11 protein-coding genes and 1 riboswitch are annotated in these 15,882 nt (G+C 69.3%); of the genes, 7 read left to right on the top strand and 4 right to left on the bottom strand.

The window, feature by feature from the left end; genetic code table 11:
* Positions 1–5 precede the first annotated feature (5 nt).
* The 3 genes from ON37_RS16965 to ON37_RS16955 are packed head-to-tail and all read left to right on the top strand — an operon-like array spanning position 6 to position 2,069.
* Positions 6–1,022: a thiamine-phosphate kinase gene (locus tag ON37_RS16965; RefSeq protein WP_281004688.1), complete on the top strand. Its 1,017-nt coding sequence runs from the start codon at positions 6–8 to the stop codon at positions 1,020–1,022.
* Positions 1,023–1,077: 55 nt separating this feature from the next.
* Entirely contained in the window at positions 1,078–1,755 is a 678-nt protein-coding gene (locus ON37_RS16960; RefSeq protein ID WP_040720566.1) for a uracil-DNA glycosylase, read from the top strand.
* Positions 1,756–1,793: 38 nt separating this feature from the next.
* Positions 1,794–2,069: a hypothetical protein gene (locus ON37_RS16955; protein WP_040720565.1), complete on the top strand. Its 276-nt coding sequence runs from the start codon at positions 1,794–1,796 to the stop codon at positions 2,067–2,069.
* Here ON37_RS16955 and ON37_RS16950 read toward each other — a convergent pair.
* Positions 2,053–2,604, bottom strand: coding sequence for a GNAT family N-acetyltransferase (locus tag ON37_RS16950; RefSeq protein WP_040720564.1), 552 nt, complete (start codon positions 2,602–2,604; stop codon positions 2,053–2,055). The two genes, ON37_RS16955 and ON37_RS16950, sit on opposite strands and share 17 nt — an antisense overlap.
* Before the next feature lie 73 nt (positions 2,605–2,677).
* On the bottom strand, positions 2,678–2,869 hold the full coding sequence (rpmB, locus tag ON37_RS16945; protein WP_011210730.1) for a 50S ribosomal protein L28: 192 nt from the start codon (positions 2,867–2,869) through the stop codon (positions 2,678–2,680).
* A 288-nt stretch (positions 2,870–3,157) separates the two neighbouring features.
* Here rpmB and fakA point away from each other — a divergent pair, with 288 nt between their 5' ends.
* Positions 3,158–4,867: a DAK2 domain-containing protein gene (fakA, locus tag ON37_RS16940; protein WP_051031688.1), complete on the top strand. Its 1,710-nt coding sequence runs from the start codon at positions 3,158–3,160 to the stop codon at positions 4,865–4,867.
* A complete protein-coding gene (recG, locus tag ON37_RS16935; RefSeq protein ID WP_040720563.1) occupies positions 4,868–7,150 on the top strand; it encodes an ATP-dependent DNA helicase RecG in 2,283 nt (760 codons plus the stop codon). It abuts the gene before it with no gap.
* A gap of 4 nt (positions 7,151–7,154) precedes the next feature.
* Here the strand turns inward: recG and ON37_RS16930 are convergent, their stop codons facing one another.
* Together ON37_RS16930 and metE are read right to left on the bottom strand one after the other, a co-directional pair.
* Positions 7,155–8,576, bottom strand: a complete 1,422-nt coding sequence (locus ON37_RS16930; RefSeq protein ID WP_174362112.1) for a short-chain fatty acyl-CoA regulator family protein — start codon at positions 8,574–8,576, stop codon at positions 7,155–7,157.
* Positions 8,577–8,862: 286 nt separating this feature from the next.
* On the bottom strand, positions 8,863–11,127 hold the full coding sequence (metE, locus tag ON37_RS16925) for a 5-methyltetrahydropteroyltriglutamate--homocysteine S-methyltransferase (protein ID WP_040720561.1): 2,265 nt from the start codon (positions 11,125–11,127) through the stop codon (positions 8,863–8,865).
* A gap of 135 nt (positions 11,128–11,262) precedes the next feature.
* Positions 11,263–11,467, bottom strand: a riboswitch (cobalamin riboswitch).
* A 217-nt stretch (positions 11,468–11,684) separates the two neighbouring features.
* Here metE and ON37_RS16920 point away from each other — a divergent pair.
* Both ON37_RS16920 and rsmD read left to right on the top strand, forming a co-directional pair.
* A complete protein-coding gene (locus ON37_RS16920) occupies positions 11,685–15,089 on the top strand; it encodes a pyruvate carboxylase (protein ID WP_040720559.1) in 3,405 nt (1,134 codons plus the stop codon).
* Positions 15,090–15,248: 159 nt separating this feature from the next.
* A complete protein-coding gene (gene rsmD, locus ON37_RS16915; RefSeq protein ID WP_040720558.1) occupies positions 15,249–15,806 on the top strand; it encodes a 16S rRNA (guanine(966)-N(2))-methyltransferase RsmD in 558 nt (185 codons plus the stop codon).
* The last annotated feature ends 76 nt before the right edge of the window (positions 15,807–15,882 follow it).

Genomic DNA, 15,882 nt, shown 5'->3' with positions numbered 1-15,882 from the left:
GGCGCGTGCCGCCGGGAGTGCAGAAGGAGTTCGACATCACCGACAACAGCCCGCGCACCGTGCGCGAACTGGGCGAATTCGCATTGATCGCCCGGATGAACGCCGGGCGATCGTTCGGCCGCGACGTCCTGGTGGGCCCGGGCGACGACGCGGCCGTCGTGGCGGCGCCGACCGGCCGCTACGTCGTCAGCACCGACATGCTCGTGCAGGATCGGCACTTCCGGCTGGACTGGTCGTCGCCGGCGGATATCGGCGCCAAGGCCATCGCGCAGAACGCCGCGGACGTGGTGGCGATGAACGCGGCGCCGAGCGGATTCGTGGTGGCGCTGGGGTGTCCGGCCGAGACCCCGGTCGCGTTCGTCGACGGGTTGGTCGACGGCATGTGGGCGGAGGCGACGCGGGCCGGGGCGGCGATCGCGGGCGGTGATGTGGTGCGCAGCCCGCAGCTGGTGATCTCGGTGACCGCGTTCGGAGATCCGCGCGATCGCCCGGTACTGCGCTCGGGGGCACGCGCCGGCGACACCGTCGCGGTCGCGGGCGGACTGGGCTGGTCGGCGGCCGGGCTGGCAGTGCTGGCCGCCGGCGCCGACACCGAGCGGTTCGCCGATGTGGTTGCCGCACATCGGGTTCCGCGGCCACCCTATGCGGCGGTGCTGGAGCTGGCGCCCGCCGTCACGATCACGGCGATGACCGACGTGTCCGACGGACTACTCGCCGATCTGTCGCATATCGCCGAATCCTCGGGTGTCGCGGTCGATATCGACTCGGCCGCGGTCGCCGATCCCGCCCTGGACCCGGTCGCGACGGCCCTGGACGCCGACGCCTCGCGGTGGGTCCTCACCGGCGGCGAGGATCACGCATTCGCCGCCACCTTTCCCGCCGATATCCCGGTACCGCCGGGATGGCGTGCGATCGGGCGGGTGCGCACGGGCGCCGGGGTTTTCGTCGACGGTGCGGCATGGTCGGGGCCGCTGGGCTGGGAGTCGTTCGACGGGGGTGAGCGGCGTGTGGCCGGTGAGTGAAACAGCGGGTGGTCGGCGTGACGCGGCGGATCCGTGCCGACTATCTTGTCCCGACATGGGTGTGAAACCGCTGTCGGAGATCATCGATACCGGCTGGGCCGAGGCGTTGGCGCCGGTGGCCGACCGGATCACCGAGATGGGGGAGTTCCTGCGCGCGGAGAACGCCGCCGGACGCGGATACTTTCCCAAGGGGGAGAACGTGTTACGCGCCTTCACCCGGCCCTTCGACAAGGTGCGCGTGCTGATCGTCGGCCAGGATCCCTATCCGACACCCGGTCATGCGATGGGCCTGAGTTTCTCGGTGGCGCCGGATGTTTCACCGGTGCCGCGCAGCCTGGCGAACATCTTCTCCGAATATTCGCGCGACCTCGGTCATCCGACGCCCTCGTGCGGGGATCTGTCGCCGTGGTCGGATCAGGGTGTGCTGCTGCTGAACCGAGTGCTGACCGTCTCGCCGGGCCAGCCCGCCTCACATCGGGGCAAGGGCTGGGAAGCGGTCACCGAGCAGGCGATTCGCGCCCTGGTGGCTCGGGAGCAGCCGCTGGTGGCGATCCTGTGGGGTCGCGACGCGGCGACGCTGAAGCCGATGCTCGGCGACGTCCCGACCATCGAATCCGCCCATCCCTCACCGTTGTCCGCCTCGCGCGGTTTCTTCGGATCCAGGCCTTTCTCCCGAACCAACGAATTGCTCGGTACATTGGGGGCCGCCCCGGTCGATTGGCGCTTGCCCTGACCGGGGCGCAACAGTTCGAGCGAAACAGGAGCAGAGGTATGCAGATCACATCCGTGCGCGGCGCGGTCGTCGCCGTTGCCGCGGGCGCGGCCGTGCTGGGCGCCCCGGCGGTGGCTCAGGCCGCCGGCCTGCCGTTGGAGCCGGCTTCCCCGCAGGAGCAGGTTGCCACCGCACAGGCGGGACCGGTGCTGGCACTGTGGGATCCGCAGACGGGTTCGTCGTCGCTGTCGTCCAACGTGAACGCCCGCGGCCTGTGCATTTTCCAGAGCCTCAGTGCGCAGGGCGGGCTGGACTGCTTCAACGGCGCCCAGTGATCCCGCGGCGGGCGATCATCCGGATTTCGCTCGCCGCCGAGAACGGTTCGATTCGGCGGGCCTCGTCGGCGACGAATCCGAACTTTCGATAGAAATTCCGGGCGCGCCGATTCTCCTCGAACACCCATAACACGGTGTCGGTGTCGGGGAGGAGAATCGCGCGCAGCAATTCCGATGCGAGACCGGTGCCGTAGCTGTCGGCCCGGACGTAGAGCGCATACAGTTCCCGGTCGGCCACGCGCGGAACATCGCGCGGCGGTCCCGCATGGGCGAACCCGACGACTCGATCGCCGGGGGCACGGGTGTCGTCGACGGCCAGCACGACGGTGTGGGCCGTCGGCTCGGTCGGCGCGCGGTCGGCCGATTCGATGTGCGCGGCCCACCGGGCGGCCCGTCGGTCCACGTCGAATGCGGCGAGCAGGTGGTCGGGCACCAGCCCTCGATGGGACTCGCGCCAGGATTCGATATGACAGACCGCCACATCCCGGGCGTAGCCGGCGGAGGCCGGCACGATCCGCCAGGGCGATCCGGTCATCGGGACGTCCGGGGAGACGACGACGCCCCGGCCACCCTGTCGGGTGCCGGGGCGTCGGAGATGTCTACGCAGCTCAGCCGCGAACGACCTTCCCGGCCTTCAGGCAGGAGGTGCAGACGTTCATCCGGCGGGTGTTGCCCGGGGCAACCTGCGCACGAACGGTCTGGATGTTCGGGTTCCAGCGACGGTTGGTGCGCCGGTGCGAGTGCGAAACCGACTTACCGAAGCCGGGGCCCTTGGCGCAGACGTCGCAGACGGCAGCCATAGTCGCGAGCTCCTTCATGTCATGTGGGGACCGCTGTCGGCTAGGACAGCCTGTCCGGAAACTTTATCCTCAATGCCTACCGGCGAAACCGCCGGTGAACGCAACCGAGCAGCGGCCGCGTGAGGCAACCCTGCAAGAGTAGCGGGCGGCGATATTCGATGTCCAATCGCCTCCCCCGTCCCCGCCGCCGCGCCGCGTTCGCGAGCGGGATTCGGCTGCCGGAGGTGTCGGTGCGGGCGACTACCCTGGCTGGCGGGTTGGACGGTGCGATCACGTGGCGGCGGAAGGATGGTGACGGTGCTCGAGGTCCGGGAGACGCTCGATGCGGCCGCGCTGCGGCAATGGGGGTGGCTGTGTGTCGACCGGCTGTCGGCACACCGGGACGAGATCAATTCCCTGAACGTCTTTCCGGTCGCCGACTCCGATACCGGGACCAATCTGTTGATCACGATGCGTGCCGCGATGAAGGCGGTGGCGCACGAGCCGTCGACCGCGGCACCCACCGGCGGGGTCGCGACACTGCTCACGGCGATGGCACGGGCGGCGACGGTCGGCGCGTGCGGGAATTCCGGCATCATCCTTTCGCAGGTCCTGCGCGGGCTGGCCGAAGTGGCCGGCGAGCCGTTCGACGCGGCGGCGCTGCGCGGCGGACTGCGCCGTGCCGCCGCGCTGGTACGGGCCTCGCTGAGCGATCCGGTGGACGGCACCATGCTCACCGTGCTGGAGGCCGCCGCGGACCGGGCCGCGGATTCACCGGAACCGACCGTGGCCGCGATCGCCGCCGCCGCCGCGGAGGGTGCGGCGAAGGCGCTGGGAGAAACCCCGTCGCAACTGGGCGTACTGCGCGCGGCCGGGGTGGTCGACGCGGGTGCGCGCGGACTGGTTGTGCTGCTCGATGCGCTGGTGCAGGTGTGCACCGGTATCGCACCGAACCGCCCCACGTACGGCCGGGCCGGAGCCGAGGATGCGGGTCGCGGCCGCACCCGTCTGGTCGCCGCGCCGGATACCGGGACGCCGCTCGCGGACCACGACCGGCTCGCCTCCTGTGGCGAGACCGAGGCGAGCGGTGCGGACCGGGCGGCGCGGGCGGGGCGTTCGGCCTGGTCGCAGTACGAGGTGATGTACCTCGTCGCGGACACCGACACCGCGCGGATCGACGCCTTGCGCAATGCGCTTGCGGCGCTGGGGGATTCGGTGGTGGTGGTCGGCGACGGCGCCGATCTGTGGTCGGTGCACGTGCACTGCGCCGACGCCGGCGCGGCGGTCGAGGCCGGGCTGGCCGCCGGTGCCGTGCGCAAGATCCGGATCGAGGGGCTGGTAGTCGAGTCGCCGGCCGCGGCCGGGCCGGCCGACCGGGGCATCCTCGCGATCGCCAGCGGCGCCGGGGCGGTGCGGTTGTTCGAGGATTCGGGTGCGGTGGTGCTGACCGGTGAGGTCACCGCCGATCGGTTGCTGGACGCGATCCGGGCGATGCCGCAGCGTGAGGTGCTGGTGCTGCCCAACGGCGCCCTGCCCGCTCCCGATCTGGTCGCGATCGGCGTCGCCGCGCGCGACGGCCGGCGCGAGGTGCTCATGCTGCCCAGCCTGTCGATGGTGCAGGGGCTGGCCGCCCTGGCCCTGCACGACAGCGGCAGCCTGGCCGTCGACGATGCGCTGACCATGTCACAGTCGGCCGCGAGCACCCGCTGGGGTGCGGTGCGGATCGCCGCCGAACGCGCGCTGACCATCGTCGGCACCTGCGAACAGGGCGATGGACTCGGTCTGGTGGGGCACGACGTCGTCGTGATCGATCCGGATCTGCGCCGGGCGGCCCGTACGCTGCTCGATCGCATGCTCGGGCTGGGCGGGGAACTGGTGACCCTGCTGCTGGGCGCGCAGGCGCCGGACGGGCTGGCCGACGAACTCACCGAACACATCACCACGGAATTTCCCGGCGTCGAAGTCGTCACCTACGACGGCGGGCAGGCCGTGGACCTGGTCCAGATCGGGGTGGAATAGATGGCGACGTTGAGCGATCGGCTCGACCACGTATTGGGTGTGAAGGCGGCCGAACCGCTGGCCGACGCCTTCGATATGCATATCGTCGAGGATCTGCTGCGCCATTACCCGCTGCGCTATGCCACCCAGGGGCAGCCGCTCACCGAGGAGGCCCCGGAGGAGGGCGCCCACATCACGGTCGTCGGCCGGGTGAGCCGAACCGAGTTGCGGCCGATGCGGCAGCGGCGCGGCAAACTGTTGAAGGTCGATCTCGATACCGGCTCCGCGAAACCTGTGGAGATCACCTTCTTCAACGGTGACAAGGTGAATTACCTGGTGAAGCAAGGGGTTCGAGCGATGATGTCGGGCACCGTGCACTGGTGGCGGCCGGATCGCTGGAATCTGTCCCACCCCTCCTACCTGATCCTGCCCGAGAGTGCCGAATCGGTGGACAGCCTCACCTCGGTGCGCGGCGGCGGTGCCCTGCGCGGTCTCGCGGAGAGCGCGAAAGGCGCGGGCGGCGTGGACATTTCGTTCTTCGAGCGGGAGTACATCCCGGTCTACCCGGCCACCGCGAAGGTGCAGAGCTGGGACATCCTGGCCTGTGTGCGGCAGGTCCTCGATCAGCTCGATCCGATCGACGATCCGCTGCCCGCGCCGCTGCGCGAGGAACACGAACTGCTGGCGGTCTCCGATGCCCTGCGGCTGATCCACCTGCCCGAGCGGAAGTCCGATATCGACCAGGCTCGGCAGCGGCTGCGGTTCGACGAGGCGTTGGCGCTGCAACTGGTTCTGGCTCAACGCCGCCACGACGCGGCCGGCCGCACCGCCCGGCCCTGCCCGCCGCGCGCCGACGGGATCGCGGCCGCTTTCGAACAGCGACTGCCGTTCGAACTGACCGCAGGGCAGAACAAGGTGATCGCCGAGATCTCCGGTGACCTGTCGCGGACACATCCGATGCACCGGCTGCTGCAGGGCGAGGTCGGCTCCGGTAAGACGATCGTGGCATTGCACGCGATGTTGCAGGTGGTCGATTCCGGGTTGCAGTGTGCGTTGCTCGCGCCCACGGAAGTCCTTGCCGCCCAACATTATCGATCGCTGCGCACCATGCTCGGCGATCTGGGTGCGGCGGGTGAGCTGGGTGCCGCCGAGCCGGCCACCAAGGTGGTTCTGCTCACCGGCTCGATGTCGGCGAGTGCCCGGAAGGCGGCACTGCTGGATGTGGTCACCGGCACCGCGGGAATCGTCATCGGCACCCACGCGCTGATCCAGGACGCGGTGGAATTCTTCGATCTGGGCATGGTGATCGTCGACGAACAGCACCGCTTCGGGGTCGAACAGCGAGATGCGCTGCGCGCCAAGGCGAAAGATGGCATCACCCCGCATCTGCTGGTGATGACCGCGACCCCGATTCCGCGCACCATCGCGATGACGACACTCGGCGATCTGGAGACCTCCACCCTTACCGAACTGCCGCGTGGCCGCTCACCGATCACCACCCGGGTGGTGCCGGCCCGGATGAAGCCGGCCTGGGTGGAGCGCGCATGGGAGCGGATCCGCGAGGAGGTGGCGGCGGGCCGGCAGGCGTACGTGGTGTGCTCGCGCATCGGCGACGAGGAGGACGACGGCGCCGGTAAGTCGAAAGCCAAGGGCCGCAAGCGAACCGCCGACGACGATGCGGGTGAGGCGCCGACCACCCACGCCGCGGTCGACGTGTACGAGACGTTGCGCACCGGTGCGCTGTCGGATCTGCGACTCGGTCTGTTGCACGGCCGGTTGCCGACCGAGGACAAGGACCGGGTGATGCGCTCGTTCAACGACGGCGAACTCGACGTCCTGGTCTGCACCACGGTGGTCGAGGTCGGTGTCGACGTGCCCAACGCGACGGTGATGGTCATCGTGGACGCCGACCGCTTCGGCGTCAGTCAGCTGCATCAGCTGCGGGGCCGCGTGGGCCGTGGTAAGCACCCGGGGCTGTGCCTGCTGATCACCGAGACCTCGCCGATGGGTACCGCGATGGCGCGTCTGGAGGCGGTGGCCGCCACCTTGGACGGCTTCGAACTGTCGGTGCTGGATCTGCGCCAGCGCAGGGAGGGCGATGTGCTCGGCTCGGCACAGTCGGGTACCGCGCGCAGTCTGAAGCTGCTGTCCCTGCTGGACGACCTCGATGTCATCACCGCCGCACAGCAATTGGCGCGCGAGGTGGTCGACGCCGATCCCGGTCTGACCCGCCATCCGGGCCTGGCGACGATGATGCACGCCGCCGTCGACTCCGAACGACTGGAGTATCTGGCGAAGTCCTGACCGGCTACCGGGTCGAGGGCGGATACGGCAGGTCGACGCTGGTGTTCTCGGTCACCGCCAGCGGCCGGCCGATCTGCGGGAACGCGCGCTGTGGGCAGGCCGGTCGTTCGCATACCTTGCATCCGGCGCCGATCGGCACCGCCGCATCCGGGTCGTCGAGCTGCAGTCCCTTGGAGTAGACCAGCCGGTCGGCGTATTCGATATCGCAGCCGAGGCCCACCGCGAATTCCTTGGTGGCCGTGCCGAACCCCTGCGGACTCTGATGCGTGGTCCGGGCGATCCACAGATAGCGTCGTCCGTCGGGCATCGCGGCGACCTGGGTGAGGATGCGGCCGGGGTGGGAGAAGGCCTCGTGCACCACCCACAGTGGGCAGCTGCCACCGACCCGGGAGAAGTGGAAAGCCGTGGCGGACTGGCGTTTGGAGATGTTGCCCGCTCGATCGGTGCGCACGAAGAAGAACGGCACCCCGCGCTGCCCCTGCCGTTGCAGCGTGCTCAGCCGATGACACGCCGTCTCGAAACTCACCTCGAACCGCAGCGCGAGCAGATCGATGTCGTAGGACAGTTCCTCGGCCGAACGCAGGAACTTTCCGTAGGGCAGGACCAGCGCCCCGGCGAAATAGTTGGCCAGCCCGACCCGGGCCAGCGCCCGCGATTCCCCGACCAGTGCCGGAGTGGCATCGAGGACCTCGTCGAGCAGGTCTCCGTGCAGGAGAAAGGCGAGGGTGGTGGCGATCTGGAAGGCCCGCTGCCCGGGGCGCAGCCGGCGGGCGAGGATGAGGGTGCGGGATTCGGGATCGTAGCGGCGTTTCGGAATCGTGGGATCGGCCCCGTCTCCGCGTACCAGCACGGTGACCCCGGCCCGTTCCTCCGCCACTCGGGCCAGCTGGCGATCGATCGAGCCGATGGTCAGCCCGCATTCGTCGAACAGCCGTTCGGCGGCCAGGTCCAGCTGCGGGATGTGATTGTGATGGTCGTAGAAGAAGTCGCGCACGTCCTCGTAGGGCATGGGGACACCGGGTGCGCCGGTCGGGGTGGACACCTTGGACGACAGCAGATCGAGCTGGTCGGTGGTGGCTCGCAGCCGCCGATGCATGGCGACGATGGTCTTCGCGACCTCGGGTAGGCGGGTGGCGAGATCTTCGACCTCCGCGGCCGGTGGCGCGGTACCGCCGGCGGCTTCGACCAGCACCTCGTGCAGGTCCGACACCAGGCGAGCATCGGAATCGGCGGCGAAGAACTGGACATCGAGATCGAAGGTCGAATTCAGTTTCAGCAGAACGGGAATCGTCAACGGTCGCTGGTCGCGTTCGAGCTGATTGAGATAGCTGGGCGAAAGCTCCAAGGACTTGGCCAGGGCGGCCTGGGTCATCCGTCGTTCTTCGCGCAACCGCCGTAACCGGGCACCCGCATACATCTTGCGCACCCGCAGATGGTACCCACAAGCCTTCGCAATCATTGCAATTTCGCTCGTTGTCGCGAACTCGGGGCGGGCGTTTCAAGGACTTTTGATCTTTCCGGCAGATGCGTAGCGTGCGAAGGATGTCGCGTCAAGTAGCTCGGGATCGGACGGTGCGAACGGCGGGGGCGCCGGGCACCGGCGTCTGCGGCATCGGCCGGCGCGGATGGTGCTGGACAGATGCCCGGCAACCAGTGCCACGGCACCCGCCGGGATTGCCGGCGACCCGGACCGGCCGGGCCGCCGGCTGCGATCAGCGCACCGACCGCGCCGCGGTCACCATATTCCGCAGCGCCGCCGTCACCTCGGCGCGGTCGCGGGTCTTGAGTCCGCAATCCGGATTGACCCACAACCGTTCGGCGGGAACCGCTTTCATCGCCTCCCGCAGCGCGTTCTCGATCTCCGAGACGCTCGGCACCCGCGGGGAGTGGATGTCGTAGACACCCGGTCCGATACCCAGCGCGTACCCGGCCGCGGTGAGGTCGTCGAGGATCTCCATATGCGAGCGGGCCGCCTCCACCGAGGTGACGTCCGCATCGAGTGCGGCGATGGCGCCGATGATGTCGCCGAACTCCGAGTAGCACAGATGGGTATGGATCTGAGTGTCGTCCCGGACGCCGCTCGTGGCCAATCGGAATGCGGCCACCGCCCATTCCAGGTAGCCCTGCTGATCGGCCCGACGCAGCGGCAGCAGTTCCCGCAGTGCCGGCTCGTCGACCTGCACGATGCGGATCCCGGCGGCCTCGAGATCGACGGTCTCGTCGCGAATGGCGAGCGCCACCTGGCGCGCGGTGTCGGCGAGCGGCTGATCATCACGCACGAATGACCAGGCCAGAATCGTGACCGGGCCGGTCAGCATGCCCTTGACCGGTTTGTCGGTCAGTGATTGGGCGTAGGTGATCCACTCGACGGTCATCGGCGCGGTGCGGACGACGTCGCCGTAGAGGATCGGTGGTCGCACGCAGCGCGTCCCGTAGGACTGCACCCAGCCGTTGCGGGTGGCGGCGAAACCGTCCAGCTGTTCGGCGAAGTACTGCACCATGTCGTTGCGTTCCGGTTCGCCGTGCACGAGCACGTCGAGGCCCAGTTCCTCTTGCAGGGCAACGACATCGGCGATCTCCGCGCGCATCCGCTCGCGGTACTGCGTCGGCGTGATCGACCCGGCGCGCAGCGCGGCGCGGGCGGCGCGGATATCGGAGGTCTGCGGATAGGAGCCGATGGTGGTGGTCGGCAGCAACGGCAGGCGCAGATGTTCGCGCTGCAGTTCCCGGCGTCGCTGTGCCGGTGCGCGATGCCCGCCGTCGACTTCGGCCAGACGGGCCCGCACGGATCGGTTGTGCAAGCGTGGGTCGCGGCGACGGCTCTCGATGGCGGAGCGCGCCTGCGCGAGTTCCGCGGCGACGGCCTCGGCGCCGGACTCGACCGCCCGAGCCAAGATCCGCACCTCGGCGATCTTTTCGGCTCCGAACGCCAGCCAGGATCGCAACACCGGGTCCAGGTCCGGTTCGGCCGCCAGCGAGTACGGCACATGCAGCAGCGAACACGAGGTCGACACCGCCGGACGGCCGACCGTCTTACGCAGCGCGTCCAGCTCGGGCACCGCCGCGGCCAGATCCGTGCGCCAGATGTTGCGGCCGTCGACCACACCGGCCACCACCAGCTTGTCCGCCAGCGCGGGAAGCTCCGCGATCTCGGATACCGTCGTCCCGGAACACAGGTCGAGGGCAATGCCGTCGACCGCCGTGGCCGCGAGGGCGCCCAACGCCGGCCCGGGTGTTCCGAAGTAGGTGGCCACCAGCAGGTTCGGCCGCCGGTAGGCGGCGCTCAGCTCGGTGTAGGTGGTCCGGGCGGCGGCCAGTTCGGTGGCATCGAGATCCCGCACCAGGGCGGGCTCGTCGAACTGCACCCAGGTCGCGCCCGCCTCGGCGAATCGGGTCAGCAGCTCACGGTAGAGCGGAATCAGCTCGGGCAGACGGTCGGCCGGATTCACGCCGTCGACGCCCTTGGCGAGGGCGAGGAAGGTCAGCGGCCCGATCACCACGGGCCGCGCGGCAATGCCGAGGTCGAGTGCCTCCCGCAGTTGTCGCAGCGGTCCGGCCGGGTCGAGGGCGAACCGGGTGTCGGGGCCGATCTCCGGCACCAGATAGTGGTAGTTCGTGTCGAACCATTTGGTCATCTCCAGCGGTTCGATGCCTTCGGCGCCGCGGGCGGCCGCGAAATAGCGGTCCAGCGGGTCGGCGATATCGGCGACCCGAGGCGGCAGCGCACCCAACAGCACGGCCGTATCGAGCATCTGGTCGTAGAGCGAGAAGGTGCCCACCGGCACCGAATCGAGTCCGGCGGACTGGGCCGCGGTGAGGCTCTCGACCCGCAGCCGCCGACCCACCCGGTCGAGCTCTGCGGCGTCGATCCTTCCGGCCCAATAACTTTCGACGGCGCGTTTGAGCTCGCGGCGCGGCCCGATTCGCGGGAGGCCCAGAACCGTTGCGGTGAAACGATCGGTCGATGTGACAGTCACGGTGTTCTCCAGTACTGGAAGCCACTGGTCACCGCCCTACGACGGACGAAGCCCCGAAAAACCGTGTCGCACCGGATGATCCGGTGGGCACCGGGCCCGACCGCCCGATCCACGAGGCGGTGGCCGCCGAATACGGCGTATCCGGCACAACCGGCAGGTCTTCGGACTCACAGGCATCGTCTGCGGGGATATGCCCCGGATCGGCCTACTGGCCGTCGCTTCCCGGAAGTTCCAGTGCTCATGACGGCGGTCGTTCCTGTTCACCGCTGCGGGACAGTCCCGGATTCCCACCGGGTTCCCTCTCGCCGGCCCGTGGTGGGCCGGTTTCGACACTGCGCGCGACGCTCGGGGCTCCAACTCGTCGTTCGCAGCGAACCAGCTGCGTCACCGACAATAATCGACACCGCCCGCGGTGTGAAACGGCCCCGGCCGTGGTGTGCGGAAATGTTTCGGCGAGGACAACACAACTTCGCAGATCCCGGAGTGCGGTTTGTGAGGATCGCTGCGAAGCCGCATTCACGTTTCGCCCCAGCTCACCGGCCAGGTACCTTGGTCGAATGTTCTCCAAAGTGCTGGTCGCCAACCGGGGGGAAATCGCCATTCGCGCTTTCCGCGCCGCCTACGAACTCGGCATCGGAACGGTGGCGGTGTTCCCGTACGAGGACCGCAACTCGGTGCACCGGCTCAAGGCCGACGAGTCGTACCAGATCGGCGTCCCCGGTCATCCGGTGCGGGCGTATCTGTCGATCTCGGAAATCGTGAACGCGGCGAAGTCGGCCGGCGCCGACGCCGTCTACCCCGGTTACGGGTTCCTGTCGGAGAATCCGGATCTGGCCGCGGCGTGCGCGGCCGAGGGCATCACCTTCATCGGCCCCTCGGCCGAGGTGCTCGAACTCACCGGTAACAAGGCGCGGGCGATCGCCGCGGCCAAGGCCGCCGGGCTGCCGGTGCTGACCTCCAGCGCGCCGTCGGCCGATGTGGACGAATTGCTCGCCGCGGCGGAGTCGATGCAGTTCCCGGTCTTCGTCAAAGCGGTTGCCGGCGGTGGCGGCCGCGGTATGCGTCGCGTCGGCGACCGGGTCCAGCTGCGGGAGGCGATCGAGGCGGCGATGCGGGAGGCCGAGTCCGCCTTCGGCGACCCGACCGTCTTCCTCGAGCAAGCGGTGATCAATCCGCGCCATATCGAGGTGCAGATCCTCGCCGACCAGCACGGCAATGTGATGCATCTGTTCGAGCGCGACTGCTCGCTGCAGCGGCGGCATCAGAAGGTGATCGAGCTCGCGCCCGCGCCGAACCTGGATCCCGCACTGCGCGAACGGATTTGCGCGGACGCGGTGGCCTTCGCGCGACAGATCGGCTACTCGTGCGCCGGGACCGTGGAATTCCTGCTCGACGAGCGCGGACAGCACGTGTTCATCGAGATGAATCCGCGGATCCAGGTCGAGCACACCGTCACCGAGGAGATCACCGACGTCGACCTGGTGCAGGCGCAGCTGCGGATCGCGGCGGGGGAGACGCTGACCGATCTGGGACTGAGCCAGGAGACGGTATCCATCCACGGCGCCGCACTGCAGTGCCGGATCACGACCGAGGATCCGGCCAACGGATTCCGTCCCGACACCGGTCGCATCACCGCTTATCGGTCGCCGGGCGGCGGCGGTATCCGGCTCGACGGCGGCGCGAACCTCGGCGCCGAGGTCGGCGCGCACTTCGACTCCATGCTGGTGAAGCTGACCTGCCGCGGGCGGGACTTCGGCGCGGCGGTGGCCCGGGCCCGGCGCGCGGTCGCGGAATTCCGGATTCGCGGTGTGGCCACCAACATTCCGTTCCTGCAGGCGGTGCTCGACGATCCGGATTTCCGGGCCGGACGGATCACCACCTCGTTCATCGACGAACGGCCCGAACTGCTGACCCAGCGCGGTTCCGCCGACCGCGGCACCCGCATCCTGCGCTACCTCGCGGACGTGACCGTGAACAAGCCGCACGGCGAACGCCCGACCGCGGTCTATCCGCACGACAAACTGCCGGCCATCGACCTGAGCGCGCCGCCGCCGGACGGGACGCGGCAGCGGTTGCTCGAACTGGGTCCGGAGGGTTTCGCGCGGTGGCTGCGCGAACGGGACGCGGTCGGGGTGACGGATACGACCTTCCGCGACGCCCATCAATCCCTGCTGGCCACCCGGGTACGCACGCGCGGCCTGCTGACGGTCGCGGGCCACGTCGCTCGGATGACCCCGGAGCTGCTCTCGGTCGAATGCTGGGGCGGCGCGACCTACGATGTGGCGCTGCGGTTCCTGTACGAGGATCCGTGGGAGCGCCTGGCCGCCCTGCGCGAGGCGATTCCGAACATCTGCCTGCAGATGCTGCTGCGCGGCCGCAACACGGTGGGCTACACCCCGTACCCGGAGGAGGTGACCCGGGCCTTCGTGCGCGAGGCCACCGATACCGGGATCGATATCTTCCGTATCTTCGACGCGCTCAACAACGTGGACCAGATGCGGCCGGCGATCGACGCGGTCCGCGAAACCGGTACGGCGATCGCCGAAGTCGCCCTCTCCTACACCGGCGACCTGTCGGATCCGAACGAGAACCTCTACACCCTCGACTACTACCTGAAACTGGCCGAGCAGATCGTCGAGGCCGGTGCGCATGTCATCGGCATCAAGGACATGGCCGGGCTGCTGCGGGCGCCGGCCGCGCACACCCTGGTGACGGCGCTGCGGAGCAACTTCGATCTGCCGGTGCACGTCCACACGCACGACACCCCGGGCGGTCAGCTCGCGACCTATCTCGCGGCGTGGCAGGCCGGTGCGGACGCCGTGGACGGGGCGAGTGCGCCGATGGCCGGCACCACCAGCCAGCCCGCGCTGTCGGCGATCGTCGCCGCGGCCGCGCATTCGCCGTACGACACCGGGTTGAGTCTCGACGCGGTCTGCGATCTGGAGCCGTACTGGGAGGCGCTGCGAAAGGTGTACGCGCCGTTCGAGTCCGGCTTGCCGGGGCCGACCGGCCGCGTCTACCACCACGAGATTCCCGGTGGGCAGTTGTCGAATCTGCGGCAGCAGGCGATCGCGCTCGGGCTGGGTGACCGGTTCGAAGAGGTGGAGGCGAAATACGCGGCCGCGGACCGTCTGCTGGGCCGGCTGGTGAAGGTGACACCGTCGTCGAAGGTGGTCGGTGATCTGGCGCTGTCGCTGGTGGGATCGGGTGTCGACGTCGACGACTTCGCCGCCGACCCGGCCCGCTACGACATCCCCGATTCCGTGATCGGCTTCCTGCGTGGCGAACTCGGCACCCCCGCCGGTGGCTGGCCCGAACCGTTCCGCAGCCGCGCCCTCGAGGGCCGGGGCCCGGCGAAGCCGGAAGTGCCGCTCACCGCCGAGGATTCGGCCGCCCTGGCCGGCACCTCGCAGCAGCGACGAGAAACGTTGAACCGCTTGCTGTTTCCCGGACCGACCGCCGAATTCCTGGCGCACCGGGAGAAGTACGGCGACACCACCGGACTGTCGGCGAACCAGTTCTTCTACGGTCTGCGCCACGGTGAGGAGCATCGGGTCGAGCTGGAGAAGGGCGTCACGCTGCTCATCGGCCTGGAGGCGATCTCCGAGCCGGACGAGCGGGGTATGCGCACGGTCATGTGCATCCTCAACGGTCAGCTGCGGCCGGTGCAGGTGCGTGACCGGTCGATCGCCAGCGAGATCCCGGCGGCGGAGAAGGCCGACAAGAACAACGCCGGTCATATCGCGGCGCCGTTCGCCGGTGTGGTCACTCTGACCGTCGGCGAAGGCGATACGGTCTCCGCCGGTGAGACGGTGGGCACCATCGAGGCGATGAAGATGGAGGCCGCGATCACCGCACCTCGTGCCGGTGTCGTCGCCCGCGTGGCGATCGGACCGGTGCAGCAGGTCGAGGGCGGTGACTTGCTCGTGGAACTGCGCACGAACGAGACCGCGGCCGAATGACGGTGCGGATCGGCCACAATCGGGCGCGGGACGAGGGCGGTCGGTGATCGGTCACGCGCTCGCTTGCGCCCACCAGCTGCCGGCGGGCCGGTCGCTGTCGTCGCGCGGTCGGAGCCGACCGCGCCGCGCGGCTCGGCGTGCGGTGGCGGAGGAACCGCGGTGACTCGGATCGTCGCGGGCACGGCCGGCGGCCGGCGGTTGCGGGTCCCGCCCGCGGGCACCAGGCCCACCTCGGACCGGGTGCGCGAAGCGCTGTTCAACGCGCTCGCCGCGCGCATGGATTTCGACGGCATCCGGGTGCTCGACCTCTACGCCGGTTCCGGTGCTCTGGGGCTGGAGGCGCTGTCGCGCGGTGCGTCCCATGCGCTGCTGGTCGAATCCGATCGCAAGGCGACCGCGGTGATTCGCGGAAATATCGCGGATCTGGATGTACCGGGCGCCGAATTACGCTCGGGCGCAGTCGCTTCCGTGCTGGCGACAACACCAGCCGAACCGTACGACTTGGTGCTGTCCGACCCGCCGTACGCGGTTGCCGACGCAGCCGTCGAGGCCGACCTGCGGGCGTTGTCGACCAACGGCTGGCTGTACGAGGACGCGCTGATCGTCGTCGAACGGTCGGCTCGATCACCGGAAACTACCTGGCCGACAGGGTATTCGCCGCTGAAACCGCGGCGATACGGCGAAACCCGGATCGATCTCGCGGAATACCGCGGTTGACGCCGGACCTGGGACCGGCTCGGGCAGCGTCGCCCGTGGCGGGCGGGTCACCGCGGCGGTCGCTCCCGCCGCGGCG

The sequence above is a fragment of the Nocardia veterana NBRC 100344 genome (assembly GCF_000308855.1).
Taxonomy (GTDB): Bacteria; Actinomycetota; Actinomycetes; order Mycobacteriales; family Mycobacteriaceae; genus Nocardia; species Nocardia veterana.
This window is presented reverse-complemented; position numbering and strand designations above follow the sequence as displayed.

What these genes read in the sequence shown, in the direction of transcription:
- ON37_RS16960 (WP_040720566.1), top strand. Translation starts at nt 1,078, where the DNA reads ATGGGTGTGAAACCGCTGTCGGAGATCATCGATACCGGCTGGGCCGAG.
- fakA (WP_051031688.1), top strand. Translation starts at nt 3,158, where the DNA reads ATGGTGACGGTGCTCGAGGTCCGGGAGACGCTCGATGCGGCCGCGCTG.
- ON37_RS16920 (WP_040720559.1), top strand. Translation starts at nt 11,685, where the DNA reads ATGTTCTCCAAAGTGCTGGTCGCCAACCGGGGGGAAATCGCCATTCGC.
- rpmB (WP_011210730.1), bottom strand. Translation starts at nt 2,869, where the DNA reads ATGGCTGCCGTCTGCGACGTCTGCGCCAAGGGCCCCGGCTTCGGTAAG.
- recG (WP_040720563.1), top strand. Translation starts at nt 4,868, where the DNA reads ATGGCGACGTTGAGCGATCGGCTCGACCACGTATTGGGTGTGAAGGCG.
- ON37_RS16955 (WP_040720565.1), top strand. Translation starts at nt 1,794, where the DNA reads ATGCAGATCACATCCGTGCGCGGCGCGGTCGTCGCCGTTGCCGCGGGC.
- ON37_RS16950 (WP_040720564.1), bottom strand. Translation starts at nt 2,604, where the DNA reads ATGACCGGATCGCCCTGGCGGATCGTGCCGGCCTCCGCCGGCTACGCC.